The sequence below is a fragment of the Streptomyces sp. NPDC001157 genome (genome assembly GCF_053598255.1).
This window is the reverse complement of record NZ_JBSFJW010000037.1, coordinates 45,225-60,970: the sequence shown is the minus strand read 5'-3', so window position 1 is coordinate 60,970 and position 15,746 is coordinate 45,225. Positions and strand designations below refer to the sequence as shown.

The window sequence follows — 15,746 nt, the reverse complement described above, 5'->3', positions numbered from 1 at the left end:
CTCGGAAGCGAAGGGAGTTGATGGTGGTCGGCGGTGGCTTTCAGAAATGGAGGGGGTTGGCGATGGTGACGTAGACGGACTGGGTGTCGACGGGGCCGACGAGTTCGTCGAGGCCGTGCAGGCGGGTCAGCAGATTGGCCTTGCAGCGCAGGACGGGTGAGTCCAACAGGTGGGCAGGAAGTGAAGTGCCCAACCGGGCGGGGCCGGAGGCGACCTCGTTGAGGAAGTGGCGGAAGGCGGCGAGCAGCAGCCGTTCGTCGGCGAGGCGCTGGGAGCCGAAGGCACCGATGAGGCCGAGCACGTTGTTGATCGCGAGGTAGTAGGCGAAACGCTCGTCGACGACCTCGTCTGAGACGAAGGTGTCGCTGCGCTCACCGATACCGGGCAGCCGGGCGTCGAGCTGCCTGCGTCGGGACTCCCGGAAGTAGTAGCCCTGGTTGTCGCGGTAGCGGCCGCCGGCGGGCCAACCGTCGGGGTCCAGCAGGAGCAGCGTGTTCTGTTGATGCGCCTCCAGGGCGATCCCCGCCTCCGCGTCCAGCCACAGCACGGGACGTACGACCCGCTCGAGATAGCGCAGGAACCACTCGACGGCAACGGCCGCACGGGGACGACCGGTTCGGCCCGCAAGGCGGGTGACGACCGTGGCGAGTCGGGACTGCAGGGGCGGCGGTCCGTCCTCCGGGCGGCGCGCTGTGCCCGCCGAGTTGCTGCCTGTCCCGGCGTACGGGCGGGGTGAGACGAGCCCGGCGATGCAGGAGACGTTGTCCGACGGGCTGAACGGGTTGTGGCGGATCATCACGTCGAGTCCGGTCACGGGGCTGCCGTCCGGCGCGTCGACCGCGAGCCAGGCCGGGTCACGGACGATGTCGAAGCCGGGGTGGGCAGCCTGCCACTGCGTGGACAGGCCGCTGCGCAGGAGGCGGTGGACCTCGACACCGCGGTGCAGTTCCTTGCGGAGGTTCTCGCGACGGGAGTTGGTGATCCGCAAGCCCAGCGACAGTTTGAGCATGGCAAAGGAGCCGGACCGATGGACGGTGCGTACGGAGGAGGTGGGGTGCCAGGGGGAGCCGTGCGCGCCGAGGTCACGAAGAAGCCCGGCGTCGAACAGGGGCACGATCTCGGCGCGTTGCCGCACCTCGCGCACCTGCCAAGGGTGCAACGGGAGGGCTGCGTAGCCGTCGGGAAGCGTCAGCTCGGCTCCGGCGAGCCGTGCCATGAGCTGGGGCGCGGGGACGGGACGGCCGCGCTCGGTCCAGGCGGAGTCCGCGGCAAGTACAGAAGGGCCGACAGCCAACCAGTGCAGCGGGAAGGAGCCGCGCAACTCAGGTGAGTACGACCGTGCCTCGGCTTCGGAGAGACCTTCGCGGCTCTTCGGAGTGGGATGCAGCGGGTGTCCGAGTACAAGTGCCTGCTCGGAAGCGAGGAAGAGGTCGGGTCCGTCGGTGGGGTGTTCCCGGCGCTCGCGGATGAACGTGACGGTACGGCGGAGGGAGTCGGCGACGCGGGCAACGAGGTCCGGGCCGGATGTGGAGGCGGTGGGGACGAGGGCTGATGTCTGGGCGTTCGCGGGACGGCCGGCACCGCCGGTCGTGAGCCCGGCGGTGGCGGGCAGGGCGGCGGTGTCCTTGACGCTGCCAGGCGTTTCCCTGGCCAGCAGTGCGGCGATGGTGACGGCGTCGGCCGGTCGGGAATGTGCGGGGGCATCGGCGAGGATCGGGAGCCCGAACCGGTGCCAACCCGTAGGGGACCAGTATTGGACGGGGGCGAGGAGAGCCGTACCGCTGGCGGGCAGGGGGATACGGAGGATGCCGTCGTCGGGGGCACGGAGGGCGGCTTCGCGCACCCAGCAGCGCAGCAGGTTCTCGACCGCCGCGGCCTCCGCGGCGGTGTGCGGGTCGGGGTGATCAAGGAGGTCGGCGACGGCGTCGCGCGGGCTCTCGGCGACGGGGGCTTTGCGTTGCTCCGGGACCCTCTCCCGTTCCGGAGTCCTCTCCGGTACCAGGGCTCTCTGTTGCTCTGATGTCGGCGCTTGTCGCGGCGCGCTCTCAGGCTGTCCGTCGCCTCTTTGCCCCGGAACCCTGCCTGCCCCGGAGCGACCGTCCCCCGGGGTTCCTCCCCCGGCTGAAGCACGTACCGCCCCCTGCTCCGACTCCCGCCCCAGCTCCGGTTCCCGCGCCGCTGCTCGTTCCTGCTGCCACAGCGCTGATGGGAGCGCCCGGGCAGGTGGGATCTGGTGCGAGGGCAGTGCGTCGGAGGGGCCTCGCTGGGGGGCGTGGGTTCGGGCGTCGGATGCAGGGGTGGGGTTCAAGGCGGTCCTCGTGGGTGGTTCTGGTTCGTGCGGTGACGAACCTGGGCCTTACTGCGCTGCCTGCGAGGTGGAGGTCGAGGTATGGGCGTCCTGGTTCAAGGGGTTTGAGACGTTGAGGGGGTGCGAGTCGTGCGCAGGCATGGATCTCGGCGCCGACGGCACGTACGAGCGGGCCGGTATCAGTTGCCGTGGTGGCCCGTCCGCTCGGCGGGCTCACCCTGTCGTCGGTGCTGGGGATCTGGTCCGTGGGGCCGTCGTATGCCAGGTGGTCGGCCGGAGCGGTCGCGGGCCGCCGCCCCCACGGCATCGGCCAGTCGGTCGAGCACGGCGGCCGCCTGTTCGTCGCTGATCGTCAGTGGCGGGAGGAGCCGCACAACGCTTGCGTGGCGGCCTCCCACTTCGACGATGAGGCCCCGTCGCAGACACTCCCGCTGGACGGCGGCCGCGAGTTCGGGATCGGCCGGGCGCGGGCTGACGGCACGGGAATCGGGCCCGGCTGCCAGAGCCGTCCCGTGGTTGAGGAGCTCGCGATCCAACGAGCGATCGACCTCGCCCCCGCGACGGCTCCGATCCAGCCGATCGGTCTCCCAACTCAGCTCAGCAGAACCCCGATCCGGCCCTCCGGCCGTCCAACTCAGCCCGTCAGAGGCCGAGTCCACTCCCCCGAGCCCCCAATCGAGCGCTGCCGAACCATCCCCAACCCCGAGTCCGGAGGCCCCGTCATCGATCGTCCCGCCCCCGCGTGGTCCGCATTCCCCCTCCGCGTCCACGAGTTCCAGCCCGATCATCAGTCCCCGACCCCGCACCTCTCCGATGCAGGGAAACTCCCGTGCCAGGGAGCGGAGTTGGGCGAGCATTCGGGAGCCGAGGGTGGCCGCTCGCTCGGCGAGGTGGTTTTCGCGGACGTAGGCCAGCGTGGCTGTGCCTGCGGCCATGGCGAGTTGGTTGCCGCGGAAGGTGCCTGCGTGGGTGCCGGGTTCCCAGACGTCGAGGTTGTCGCGGTAGACCACCACGGCAAGGGGGAGGCTGCCGCCGATGGCCTTGGAGAGGACCATCACGTCAGGGGTGATCCCGCTGTGCTCCACCGCCCAGAAGGCACCGGTCCGTCCGACCCCCGTCTGGACCTCGTCGGCGATCAGCGGGATGGAGCGGGCCGCTGTGATCCTTCGCATGCGCCGCATCCACTCGTCCGGCGCGGGGATCACCCCGCCTTCACCCTGGACGGGTTCCAGGATCATCCCCGCGGGAAGGGCCACCCCCGACTTGGGGTCGTCGAGGACGCATTCGGTCCAGCGGGCGGCGAGCTCGGCGCCACGCGAACCGCCGACGCCGAAGGGGCAACGGTAGTCCTGGGGATAGGGAAGGCGCGCGACTCGTACGTCCGAGGCGTGCCCGGATGCTTCAAGGGCTCCGGCGGTCATGCCGTGGTAGGCGCCGGTGAAGGCCAGAAGTCCGGTGCGGCCGGTCGCGGTGCGGACGAGTTTGAGCGCGGCCTCCACCGCGTCGGTGCCTGCCGGCCCGCAGAACTGCACGCGCGCATGGTCGGCGAGACCACGCGGCAGGGTATGGAACAACTCGGTGACGAACGCGTCCTTGACCGGGGTCGCCAGGTCGAGGATGTGCAGCGGCGCACCCGAGTCGAGGACCTTGCGAATGGCCTCCAGTACCACGGGGTGGTTGTGGCCGAGGGCGAGCGCCCCCGCTCCGGAGAGGCAGTCGAGGTAGCGGCGGCCGTCGGCACCCTCGATGGTCAGCCCTCGGGCCCGAACGGGCACGATCGGCAGGGCCCGCGCATAGGTGCGCGCCGCCGATTCGCGCGCCGACTGCCGCCGCAGGATCCCCTCGTGCGCGGTCCGCCCGGTCGCGGACGCCTCACCGGCAGCACACCGCCCAAGAGTCCCCTCGGACGCACTCCCGCCGCATGCAGACTCGGCCACGACTCCCTGTCCTCCCACCGGGGAACCGCACACGGACAGCAGAACCCCCACCGGTACCAACCGCCCGTCGCTCACCGGGTTACGGGTTGCCTCAAGATCCTTTCCGTGACGGAACCGTTGCTGTTCCATCGGAAGTCCCTCACAGCGAGCGCATAGTGTGTGATGCCGTTCCAAGGAGCCTTGAAGTCACGTGAGATCAGCTCTTTCCGAGCGTGAGTTCACGGCCGCAGCACCCGATTCGTTCAGTTCATCCCAGGGGGAGTCAGAGCATGCGATCCATAAGGCCGTCCGTCACCGTTCGCCGGGAGAGGGGTGCCCGCCGTAGAACCTCCCCCGTTCTTGCCGCCGTTGCCCTCGCATCGGCGCTGGCGCTCACCGCCACCGGCTGCAACTCGGGCGACGACAAGGCCGACGGCCAGGCCTCCGCCTCTGCGAGCGACATCGGCAGCAGCGGCGACGGCAAGATCAAGATCCCGGACGACATCAAGAACAAGCTCAAAGAGCACGGGTTCGACATCGACAAGTGGAAGCACGGGGCCTGGAAGGACTGGAACAAGGACGACTGGCTGCGCGAGGCCGACGAATTCATCAACCCGATCATCAAGGGTCTGTGGAACCCGGACCGGATGCGGAAGGCCAACGACCCGGACAAGGGCGTCGACGACAACGACCTCTCCGGTGACCAGGGCGTGACCGACCCCACGCCGGCGCCCGTGGACGCGAAGGCCGTTGCGCCTACGTACCACGCCAACGCGGCGACGTCCGGGAAGGTGTTCTTCGACTCCCCCGAAGGCACGATGGTCTGCTCGGCGACGGTCGTGGCGGACCCGGCCCACCCCGGCAAGTCGAACCTCGTGTGGACGGCGGGCCACTGCGTGCATGCCGGCAAGAAGGGTGGCTGGTACCGCAACATCGCGTTCGTGCCCTCGTACAACAACGCGGGCAAGTCGGCCGCCCAGCTGCAGAACGCCACCAGGGAGGAGGCCGCTCCGTACGGCGTCTGGTGGGGCGACTGGGCGCAGACCTCTCAGCAGTGGATCGAGAAGGGCGGCGAGACGGGCGGTGACGGTGCCTCCTACGACTACGCCGTCATCCATGTGACGCCGGAAAAGGGCGGAAACGGCAAGTCGCTGGAGGAGACGGTCGGTTCGGCACTGCCTGTCGACTTCAACGCTCCGGCCGTACCGAAGGTTCCCAGCATCACCGCGACCGGTTACCCCGCCGCCGCGCCGTTCGACGGCCAGAGGATGTTCCAGTGCACGGACCGGCCGGGACGGCTGTCGATCAACGCCTCGGACCCGACGATGTACCGCATCGGCTGCACCATGACGGGCGGTTCGTCCGGCGGCGGCTGGGTCGCGGCGGGCTCGGACGGCAAGCCGGCGCTGGTGTCCAACACCTCGATCGGCCCGGTGACTTCGGGCTGGCTGGCCGGACCGCGGCTGGGTGATGTGGCCAAGGGTGTGTACGACTCGGTGAGCAAGAAGTTCGCCGGTCAGTAGACCTGCTGGTGCTGAAGGCCCGCCCCCTCGGTGAGGGGGCGGGCCTTCGGCGATTGTCGCTTCTTCGGGATTCAGTCTGCGGCTCAGACGGCCGGGGCGGGCACATACGGCGCGAGGTCCGCCGCCAGCTCCTCGTGCACCCGCACCTTGAGCAGCGTGCCCTCCGGGGTGTGCTCCTCGGAGATCACCTCGCCCTCGTCGTGCGCGCGGGCGACCAGCTTGCCGTGGGTGTACGGCACCAGCGCCTCGATCTCGACGGACGGCCTGGGCAGCTCGTTGTCGATGAGCGCGAGCAGCTCCTGGATGCCCTTGCCGGTGCGGGCCGAGACGGCGATGGAGCGCTTCTCGTTCCGCTGCAGCCGCTGGAGCACCAGCGGGTCGGCCGCGTCCGCCTTGTTGATCACGACGATCTCGGGTACGTCGGTGGCGCCGACGTCCCTGATCACCTCACGCACTGCGGCCAGCTGCTCCTCCGGCGCCGGGTGCGAGCCGTCCACCACGTGCAGGATCAGGTCGGACTCGCCGACCTCCTCCATGGTGGAGCGGAACGCCTCGACCAGATGGTGCGGCAGGTGCCGGACGAATCCGACCGTGTCGGCCAGCGTGTACAGACGGCCGCTCGGGGTCTCCGCCCGACGAACGGTCGGGTCCAAGGTCGCGAACAGGGCGTTCTCGACCAGGACGCCGGCGCCTGTCAGGCGGTTGAGCAGGGAGGACTTGCCCGCGTTGGTGTAGCCCGCGATGGCGACGGACGGCACCTTGTTGCGCTTGCGCTCCTGGCGCTTGATCTCGCGGCCGGTCTTCATCTCCGCGATCTCCCGGCGCATCTTCGCCATCTTCTCGCGGATCCGCCGCCGGTCCGTCTCGATCTTGGTCTCACCGGGACCGCGGGTGGCGAGGCCGCCGCCCTTGCCGCCGCCCATCTGCCGGGACAGCGACTGACCCCAGCCGCGCAGCCTCGGCAGCATGTACTGCATCTGCGCGAGCGCGACCTGCGCCTTGCCCTCTCGGGACTTCGCGTGCTGGGCGAAGATGTCGAGGATCAGGGCCGTACGGTCGATGACCTTGACCTTGACGACGTCTTCGAGGTGGATGAGCTGGCCCGGGCTGAGCTCACCGTCGCAGATGACGGTGTCGGCGCCCGTTTCGAGCACGATGTCCCGCAGCTCGTAGGCCTTGCCGGAGCCGATGTAGGTGGCCGCGTCGGGCTTGTCGCGGCGCTGGATCACGCCGTCGAGCACGAGCGCGCCCGCGGTCTCCGCGAGGGCGGCGAGCTCCGCGAGGGAGTTCTCCGAGTCCTGCACGGTCCCCGTGGTCCAGACGCCGACGAGCACGACACGCTCCAGGCGGAGCTGGCGGTACTCGACCTCGGTGACGTCCTCGAGCTCGGTGGAGAGGCCCGCCACACGGCGCAGAGCCGCGCGCTCGGAGCGGTCGAACTGGTCGCCGTCCCGCTCTCCGTCGATCTCGTGGCTCCAGGCGACGTCCTCTTCCATCAGGGCATCGGCCCGAAGACGCTCGGGGTAGGTGTGCGCGAAGCGCTCAGTGTCCTGGGAAGGGGATGAAGAGGAGGTCATTGGATCCTTACGTCGATGGGGATTCCGATACGGCGATCGCGACAGCGGTCATGGTGGACAACGTACGAGCGCCCCGGGAGATTCCCGCGACCCGTGCCGCGCCGACCCGAAGATGGTCGCACGGCACGGCCCGTCCGGTCATCGCCTTATTTCGCGGATTTCGCAGCCTTCGTGCCGGGTGCCGCCGGCTTCCAGTCCGGGTGACCTGGCATCGGCGGGGTCTTCTTGCCGTACAGCCAGCCTTCGAAGAAGCCGCTCAGGTCGCGCCCGGAGATCCGGGAGGCGAGCCGTTCGAAGTCGGCGGTGGTGGCCGTACCGTCGCGGTGGAGGCTCACCCAGGACCTCTCCAGGCGCTCGAAGGCGGGGCGGCCGATCTCCTGGCGCAGGGCATAGAGCGCGAGCGCGGCGCCGTCGTAGACGTTCGGCCGGAAGATGCTGATCTTGCGGCCGGGGTCGGGCGCCTTGGGCTCGGCCGGCGGCCCACCGGCGGCGCGCCAGCCGTCGGAGGCCGCGTACGCGGCTTTCATGCGTGCCTCCATGGGCTTGTGTCCCACCTCCTCCGCGTACAGGGCCTCGTACCACGTGGCGTGCCCTTCGTTGAGCCACAGGTCGGACCAGGTCTGGGGGCTGACGCTGTCGCCGAACCACTGGTGGGACAGCTCGTGCACCATGATCGACTCGACGTACCACTTGGGGTAGGTGTGGCCGGTGAAGAGCTCGCTCTCGAAGAGAGAGAGCGTCTGCGTCTCGAGTTCGAAGCCGGTGGACGCCTGTGCCATGAGCAGGCCGTACGTCTCGAAGGGGTAGTGGCCGACCTTGCTCTCCATCCAGGCGATCTGGTCGGGCGTCTTGGCGAGCCACGGTTCGAGCTCTTTGACGTCCTTGGTGGGCACGACGTCGCGAACGGGCAGATGGTGCGGCCCGGTGCGGTGCAGCACGGTGGAACGGCCGATGGACACCTGGGTGAGTTCGGTGGCCATGGGGTGCCGGGTGCGATACGTCCAGGTGGTCGACTTGCCGTCGCGCTCCACGCCGGTCGGCAGGCCGTTGGCGACGGCTGTGTAGTCGTTGGGGGCGGTGATCCGGATGGTGAACAGCGCTTTGTCGGAGGGGTGGTCGTTGCACGGGAACACCAGGTGTGCGGCATCGGCCTGGTTGGCCATCCCGAGTCCGTCCTGGGTGCGTACCCAGCCGCCGTCCTGGTCCTTGACGGCCCCGGGGTCGCTGGTGTGCCGCACGGTGATCCGCGTCCAGGTGCCCCGGGGCAGCGGCCTGGCGGGCGTGACGACGAGGTCGTCACCCGCGCTGGTGAAGGTGGCCGGCTCACCGTTGACCTGGACCGATTCGACCTTGCCGTGCGCGAAGTCGAGGTTCAGACGCGCCAGGTCCGTGGTCGTCGAGGCGTTGATGGTGGTGACGGCCTGGAGGGGTTTGCTGTTGGTGCCGGGATAGGTGAAGGAGAGGTTGTACGACTCCACGTCGTACCCGGGGTTGCCGAGGTCCGGGTAGAGGCGGTCGCCGATGCCCAGGGGGGCCGGGGGCGAGCTCGCGGCCAGGAGGCAGACGGAGACGGCGGAGGCGAGCAGTGCGGCCGCCTTCAGACGGCGGGGACTGCGCGGAGGGCGGCGGAACCGGGCCGCGATGCCGGGACGCGGACCGTCCGGGGCCTGGGAGCACGGGGTGAGCAGCATGGATCACGGCTATCAGCGCGCGCGTGCCGGACGGCGACGACTCGCGTTCGGCCCACCCGAATGGGTAGGTCAGGTGCAGGTGTGCGGCTCTGGCGCCGTGGGGCGCGCGGCCCGGCGCTCACACACCCGGCGTCTGCGCCCGGCTCACGTCGTAGACCCCCGGCACATTGCGCATCGCCCGCATCAGAGCGGGCAGGTGGGCCGCGTCCGGGAGTTGGAGCGTGTAGGTGTGGCGGACGCGCTGCTGGGTCGGGGGTTCGACCGTCGCGGACACGATCTCGGCGCCTTCGAGGGCCATGGCCTCCGTCAGGTCCGCCAGCAGATGGGGGCGGACGAACGATTCAGCGAGCAGCGTGACCCGGCACTCGGTGGTGTCCCCCCAGCGCACGTCGACCTCCGCGCGCCCCCCGCTCTTCATTCGCTCCACGGCGGCGCACTCGACACGGTGGACGGTGACCACACCGCCCCGCACGGCGAAGCCGGTGACCTCGTCGGGCGGTACGGGTGTGCAGCAGCCGGCGAGCCGGACGGTCGCGCCGGGCTGGTCGACCGTGATGTCGGCGGTGGTGGGACGTGAGCTCAGCCCCTCCGCGGTGGGCCGGAGAGCGGCCGAGGGCTCCTCGTCGATCTCCTGCGTTGCCTCCTGCGCCTCCTCGTGCGTCGGGTGGGCGGCGAGCCACCGCTGGATGGCGATACGGGCGGCAGGCGTGTGGGCGTGCTCCAGCCACTCCCTGGAGGGCTCGGAGGCCGGGTCCTGGCCCATGAGGAGCTGGACGGTGTCGCCGTCCCGCAGGACCGTGCTCAGCGTCGCCAGGCGGCCGTTGACGCGGGCCCCGATGCACGCGTGCGCGTCCTCGCCGTACTGGGCGTACGCGGCGTCCACACAGGTGGCGCCCTCGGGCAGACCGAGCGTGCCGCCGTCGGGGCGGAAGACGGTGATCTCACGGTCCTGGGCGAGGTCCTCGCGGAGGGTGGACCAGAACGTGTCCGGGTCGGGCGCGGCCTCCTGCCAGTCGAGGAGGCGGGAGAGCCAGCCGGGGCGGGTGGGGTCGACGCGCTCGCCGTCGGCCGGAGCGTTCTCCTCCGGAGGCGGGGCATAGGGATTGCCGAGGGCGACGACACCGGCCTCGGCGACCTTGTGCATCTGGTGGGTGCGGATGAGGACTTCGGCGACCTGGCCGTCCCCGCGGGCGACCGCGGTGTGCAGGGACTGGTACAGGTTGAACTTCGGGACGGCGATGAAGTCCTTGAACTCCGAGACCACGGGCGTCATACAGGTGTGCAGTTCGCCGAGGACGCCATAGCAGTCCGCGTCCTCGTTCACCAGCACCAGCAGGCGGCCGAAGTCGCAGCCGCGCAGCTGGCCGCGCTTGCGGGCGACGCGGTGGACGGAGACGAAGTGCCGCGGCCGGATGACGACTTCGGCCGGGATGTCGGCTTCGCGCAGCACGCCTCGTACCTCGTCGGCGATCTCGGCGAGCGGGTCGTCGGCGCGGGAGGCGTTGTCGACGATCAACTCCCGTGTGTGTTCGTACTCTTCGGGGTGGAGAATCGCGAAGACCAGGTCCTCCAGCTCGGTCTTCAGCGCCTGGACCCCGAGCCGTTCGGCGAGCGGGATGAGGACGTCGCGGGTGACCTTGGCGATGCGCGCCTGTTTCTCGGGGCGCATGACGCCGAGTGTGCGCATGTTGTGCAGCCGGTCGGCGAGTTTGATCGACATCACGCGGACGTCACTGCCGGTGGCGACGAGCATCTTGCGGAAGGTCTCGGGTTCGGCCGCGGCGCCGTAGTCGACCTTCTCCAGTTTCGTGACGCCGTCGACGAGATAGCGGACCTCCGAACCGAACTCCTCGCCGACCTGATCGAGGGTCACGTCCGTGTCCTCGACGGTGTCGTGGAGCAGAGAGGCCGTCAAAGTCGTGGTCTCCGCGCCGAGTTCGGCGAGGATCAGCGTCACCGCGAGCGGATGCGTGATGTACGGCTCCCCGCTCTTGCGCATCTGGCCGCGGTGCGAGGACTCGGCCAGCACGTAGGCGCGGCGCAGGGGTTCGAGGTCCGCGCTGGGGTAGTGGGCGCGGTGAGCGTCGACGACATGGCTGATGGCGCTGGGCAGCCGGTCACGGGTGGCGGGGCCGAGCAGGGCGGCACGGCCGAGGCGGCGCAGGTCGATCCGCGCCCGCCAGCGCGCCGCCGGGCCTGTTACCGGACCTGGGGTCGCGGGGTTCGTGGCCTCCGCACTCATGGGCACCTCCGGCTGCGTGGACCGGCGGACGGGGTGCCCCATGGCGGACACGGCTCAGGGGATGGCAACGGTCCCCCGTCCGGGCCGGTGCTTGATGCTACCGAGCCCATCACGTGCGGCTGACCGCCTCTCGCCGAGCGTGAAACGGATCACCCATTCGAGCGAAGGTCTGTAGGTTTACGGTTTCGCGCCAAGCGACAGGGGGCCACCCGTGATTTCGAACGTGCGGCCGCCGCCCCGAAGCAACTCCCGTGCACCACCAGGCACACAGGCCTCCGATTCCAGGCCGCCACCCTGTTCAGCGAACGAATGTTTCCAGCCACTCGGAGTCGATCTCACCCTCGGCGACGATCACTGCGGGGCCGGTCATCTCGATCTCGCCGTCGGGCTGTTCGGTGATGACCAGGGTCCCGCCGGGCACCTCGACGGTGTATGTCGCCGGGCTCCCGGTGACGGCAGGGTCGACGCCGTCACGGCGGGCGGCGGCCACGGCGACGGCGCACGCGCCCGTGCCGCACGAGCGGGTCTCGCCGGCGCCGCGCTCGTGCACGCGAAGGGCGACGTGCCGGGGGCCGCGGTCGACCACGAACTCCACGTTCACGCCGTCCGGGTATGCGGAGGCCGGGCTGAACGGCGGCGGGGAGTACAGGTTGCCTGCGTGTGCGAGGTCGTCGACGAACGCGACCGCGTGCGGGTTGCCCATGTTCACGTTCCGCGCGGGCCAGCTGCGCTCGCCGACGGTCACCGTGACGTCCCCTTCGGGGAGGCGCGCCTTGCCCATGCCGACGGTGATGTCACCCGCGGCGGAGCCGCCGTTGGATGCGGTCTTCGCGATGTGCACGCTCTTCACGCCCCCGCGTGTGGCCACCGCGAGGTCGCCCTCGCCGACGTACCCGGCGCGCTGGAGGTAGTGCGCGAACACCCGCACGCCGTTGCCGCACATCTCCGCGATCGAGCCGTCGCCGTTGCGGTAGTCCATGAACCACTCGGCCTCGGCCGCCATGTGCTGCGCCTCTGGGTGCGCGGCGGACCGCACCACGTGCAGCAGGCCGTCACCGCCGATGCCCGCGCGACGGTCGCACAGGGCGGCGACGGCGGTCGGGGGCAGGTCGATGGAGTTCTCGGGGTCCGGCACGATCACGAAGTCGTTCTCGGTGCCGTGGCCCTTGAGGAAGGCGATCCGCGTGCTCATTCCTCGATCGTACGGCGCGCTCCGCTGGGGGAGCTGAGGGAGGGTGCGGGGCAGTGGGTACGCGCGGGTCCGTCGTGGTTGATCGCGCAGTTCCCCGCGCCCCTTATGGGGCGCTTCAACGGAGCCTTGCCACGCGCCACACGGCGAGCACCACGACCGCCGCGACCACCACGACGTATGCCAGCACGACCCGCCAGTCCGGTCTGCGGCCGGAGCCGCGCTGCGGCAGGCCCGGGCCGGTGTAGCCGACCCGACGGGCGGCCATCATGCCCCAGCCGGCTGCGCAGGAGCAGATCAGCAGTCCCAGCATGGCGATCACGGCCCCGCTGTCGCCGAAGTCGAAGGCGAGCGGGAAGGCGAACATCAGGGAGCCGACCGCGGCGAGGGCGACGATGGGGGCGAGCTGCCAGATGCGCAGACGGCGCTGCGGACGCAGCTCGACCTCGACCTCGGGGCCACCGGCGAACATCTCGTCCGGCTCGGGGCCGTCGGCGGTCACTCCGCCCTGCGTCTCGTCGGGCCCGTCGGGGCTCAGACCGATCTCGTCCTGCTCCGGTTCACCGCTGACGACGGTGAGGGGCTCGGTGCCTTGTGCGGTGTCGCGAGGGCCGGCCTCCATCGCCACGCGCCCTCCCAACTAGGACTCCACTTGGTCGATCGAAGCTCGATGATGGCACGGCGCCGGATGCCGGAACGGCGGCCGGAGCGTCCCGATGCCATGACGTGATCAGGCTGTGACCGGTCGTTCGACCAACGCGAGCGCGCGGTGCGGAAGTTCTGTGAGATCCGCCGCAGCCCCGCTCAGCCAGTGCACGCGGGGGTCGCGCCGGAACCAGGAATCCTGACGGCGCGCGAAGCGCTTGGTGGCGCGCACGGTCTCGGCCCGCGCCTCGTCCTCGGTGCACTTCCCGGCCAGCGCCGCGAGCACCTGCTGGTACCCGAGCGCGCGGGCTGCCGTACGACCCTCGCGCAGGCCCTGCGCCTCCAGCGCACGCACCTCGTCCACGAGCCCGGCGTCCCACATCCGGTCGACCCGGCGGGCGATGCGCTCGTCGAGTTCGGGGCGGGCCACGTCGACGCCGATCTGGACGGTGTCGTAGACCGAGTCATGGCCGGGCAGGTTGGCGGTGAAGGGCTGACCGGTGATCTCGATCACTTCGAGGGCCCGGACGATACGGCGGCCGTTGCTGGGCAGGATCGCCTGCGCCGCCTCGGGGTCGGCTGCGGCAAGTCTGGCGTGCAGCGCGCCCGAGCCGCGCAGCGCGAGCTCCTCCTCGAGCCGGGCCCTGACCTCCGGGTCGGTGCCGGGGAACTCCAGGTTGTCGACGGCGCCGCGGACATACAGACCGGAGCCTCCGACCAGGATCGGCCAGCGGCCTTCGGCGAGCAGGCCGTCGATCTTGGCGCGGGCGAGCCTCTGGTACTCGGCGACCGACGCCGTGACCGTCACGTCCCAGATGTCGAGGAGATGGTGCGGAATGCCGCCGCGTTCCTCGGGCGTCAGTTTGGCGGTGCCGATGTCCATCCCCCGGTAGAGCTGCATGGAGTCGGCGTTGACGACCTCGCCTCCGAGTTGCCGGGCAAGGAAAACGCCCAGATCGGACTTTCCGGCCGCGGTCGGTCCGACGACGGCGATGACTCGGGGGGCGGGGGGTGCGGTGGTCACGCCACCAGTCTCGCAAACCCCGGGAGCACTCCTCGAACGAGTTACGTGACGGCACGGGTGCCGGGTCGTTGCCCGTTGCGAGGCTCTCGCCGCCGGTTTCGGGGGGCGGCGACCCGGGCGGCGCAAACGGGCGCACCGGACGACGCGGGATTTCGCCCGCACGAGTAACGTATGGAGTGGATATGGGCGTTTTCGCACGACTTCTGCGGAGGTCGAAGGCTACCGAGGAGGCGTCAACCGCCGAGGCTCAGGCCGACACACCGACGGCCGAGCCGGCGACGGAGGAGGCAGCAGAGGCGAAGGGGTCGGTCGAGGCCGAGGAGCCGACCGAGGGCGAGCCGAAGGCGTCGGAGGCCGCCGAGTCCGCCTCCGGTGAGGGCGTCGAGATCCCCAAGCAGCAGTCCGCCGAGGAAGCGGCCGACAGGGACGCCGACGAGGACGCCCGCACGTAACCGCCCCTGGCCCGAGTGAGCCGGAGGGGCGTGCCGAGCCCGGGAACGACGAAAGGTGGACCATGGGTCTCCTGAACAACCTCAAGGCCAAGCTCAACCCGGCCAAGGACAAGGTCTCCGGCCTCGCCCAACAGCACGGGGGCAAGATCACGCACGGTCTCGACAGGGCTGCGAAGGTCGTCGACGAGAAGACCAAGGGCAAGTACAGCGACAAGATCCACACCGGGACCGGCAAGGCCAAGGGCGCCATGGACCGACTCGCGCACAAGGACGGCACGGGGGCGGGCGGTGCCACGACCGCGCCGCCGAAGTCCACGCCGCCTGCTCCCTGAACGGCACGGCACACCGACGGACGGCCGCGGGGCCCGAGGGCTCCCGGCCGTCCGCCGTTCATCCCCGCGCCTCTACGACCAGGTCGCGACCATGTAGCCCACTCCGTACGGCGCGTCCTCGTAAAGCAACGCGCCTGCGAGGTCCGTGCCCTCGGCCGCGCCGGCAAGGACCTGCCAAGGAGCTCGGCCCGATGCCTTGAGCTCGGACGCCAGGTCGGTGTCCAGCGCCTTGAGGGCCGGCACGTCCGCCGCTCCCAGCGCACGCGCCACCTCCGCGTCGAAGGGCGCCGCGCGCTCGTCGAGGTAACCGGGGGCCTTGAGAGTGCGGCAGGCGCTGGCGTCACCCATCACCAGCAGCGCCACCCGCTCGGCCGTGGCGGCGATGTCCCTTCCGACTTGAATACACCGCTCGGCCACGAGAGGTTCCCCCACACCGAGTCCCTCGATCGGGGCGTCGGACCAACCGGTGCGCTGCAGCAGCCACGCGGCCACCGCCAGCGAGGGCGGAAGCGACCGCTCCGACGCCGGGGCCGGGCCTTCGGCCTCGGCGTGCTCGGCCCTGCCGAGTCGTACGTCCACATCGACGCCGAAGCCGCGGAAGGACCCCCGCGAGCCCTCCGCATACGTGCCTCGGCCGCTCGGCTCTGCGGGACCGACTACGACGAGCCGGTCGGGCCGGGCGGCCGCGAGCAGACCGACCGCGTCCGTGCACGCGGCACGCGCGACGTCCATCTCGGCTGCGGCACCCGCGGCGACCTCGGGCACGAGCAGTGGCGGGCAGGGGCAGCATGCGGCGGCGACAAGCATGATCGGCAGGGTAACCCCGCCGACTGGCGGCGGACACCGC

Annotated in this window: 12 protein-coding genes; 3 read left to right on the top strand and 9 right to left on the bottom strand. The window is 70.6% G+C overall.

Annotated features, from left to right (window positions below; translation table 11 throughout):
* Positions 1-40: 40 nt before the first annotated feature.
* Positions 41-2,002 (bottom strand): IucA/IucC family protein, encoded by a 1,962-nt coding sequence (locus ACWDAG_RS39650; protein WP_450700430.1) that lies wholly within the window; start codon positions 2,000-2,002, stop codon positions 41-43.
* 485 nt (positions 2,003-2,487) lie between these two features.
* Positions 2,488-4,143, bottom strand: coding sequence for a diaminobutyrate--2-oxoglutarate transaminase family protein (locus tag ACWDAG_RS39645; RefSeq protein WP_450700429.1), 1,656 nt, complete (start codon positions 4,141-4,143; stop codon positions 2,488-2,490).
* A gap of 371 nt (positions 4,144-4,514) precedes the next feature.
* Here ACWDAG_RS39645 and ACWDAG_RS39640 point away from each other — a divergent pair, with 371 nt between their 5' ends.
* Positions 4,515-5,747 carry a trypsin-like serine peptidase gene (locus ACWDAG_RS39640; RefSeq protein WP_450700404.1) on the top strand — a complete coding sequence of 411 codons (1,233 nt, stop codon included), beginning with the start codon at positions 4,515-4,517 and terminating at the stop codon, positions 5,745-5,747.
* Between the two features lie 83 nt (positions 5,748-5,830).
* Here ACWDAG_RS39640 and hflX read toward each other — a convergent pair whose 3' ends face one another.
* The 6 genes from hflX to miaA form a co-directional block, all read right to left on the bottom strand.
* Positions 5,831-7,324, bottom strand: coding sequence for a GTPase HflX (hflX, locus tag ACWDAG_RS39635; protein ID WP_450700403.1), 1,494 nt, complete (start codon positions 7,322-7,324; stop codon positions 5,831-5,833).
* A gap of 146 nt (positions 7,325-7,470) precedes the next feature.
* Positions 7,471-9,015, bottom strand: coding sequence for a M1 family metallopeptidase (locus tag ACWDAG_RS39630; RefSeq protein WP_450700402.1), 1,545 nt, complete (start codon positions 9,013-9,015; stop codon positions 7,471-7,473).
* 118 nt (positions 9,016-9,133) lie between these two features.
* Positions 9,134-11,257: a RelA/SpoT family protein gene (locus ACWDAG_RS39625; protein WP_450700401.1), complete on the bottom strand. Its 2,124-nt coding sequence runs from the start codon at positions 11,255-11,257 to the stop codon at positions 9,134-9,136.
* A gap of 298 nt (positions 11,258-11,555) precedes the next feature.
* Complete coding sequence (gene dapF / locus ACWDAG_RS39620; RefSeq protein ID WP_450700400.1) at positions 11,556-12,449, bottom strand: diaminopimelate epimerase; 894 nt, start codon at positions 12,447-12,449, stop codon at positions 11,556-11,558.
* A 115-nt stretch (positions 12,450-12,564) separates the two neighbouring features.
* Positions 12,565-13,068 (bottom strand): hypothetical protein, encoded by a 504-nt coding sequence (locus ACWDAG_RS39615; protein WP_450700428.1) that lies wholly within the window; start codon positions 13,066-13,068, stop codon positions 12,565-12,567.
* A 108-nt stretch (positions 13,069-13,176) separates the two neighbouring features.
* Complete coding sequence (miaA, locus tag ACWDAG_RS39610; RefSeq protein ID WP_450700399.1) at positions 13,177-14,115, bottom strand: tRNA (adenosine(37)-N6)-dimethylallyltransferase MiaA; 939 nt, start codon at positions 14,113-14,115, stop codon at positions 13,177-13,179.
* 182 nt (positions 14,116-14,297) lie between these two features.
* Between miaA and ACWDAG_RS39605 the strand changes: the two genes are divergently transcribed.
* The gene (locus ACWDAG_RS39605) at positions 14,298-14,567 is read left to right on the top strand and encodes a hypothetical protein (protein WP_450700398.1); all 270 of its coding nucleotides are present in this window, start codon (positions 14,298-14,300) and stop codon (positions 14,565-14,567) included.
* A 62-nt stretch (positions 14,568-14,629) separates the two neighbouring features.
* Positions 14,630-14,899: an antitoxin gene (locus ACWDAG_RS39600; protein WP_450700397.1), complete on the top strand. Its 270-nt coding sequence runs from the start codon at positions 14,630-14,632 to the stop codon at positions 14,897-14,899.
* A gap of 72 nt (positions 14,900-14,971) precedes the next feature.
* On the opposite strand, the gene ACWDAG_RS39595 is transcribed toward ACWDAG_RS39600, so the two are convergent.
* Positions 14,972-15,706 (bottom strand): class III extradiol dioxygenase subunit B-like domain-containing protein, encoded by a 735-nt coding sequence (locus ACWDAG_RS39595; RefSeq protein ID WP_450700396.1) that lies wholly within the window; start codon positions 15,704-15,706, stop codon positions 14,972-14,974.
* Positions 15,707-15,746 lie beyond the last annotated feature (40 nt).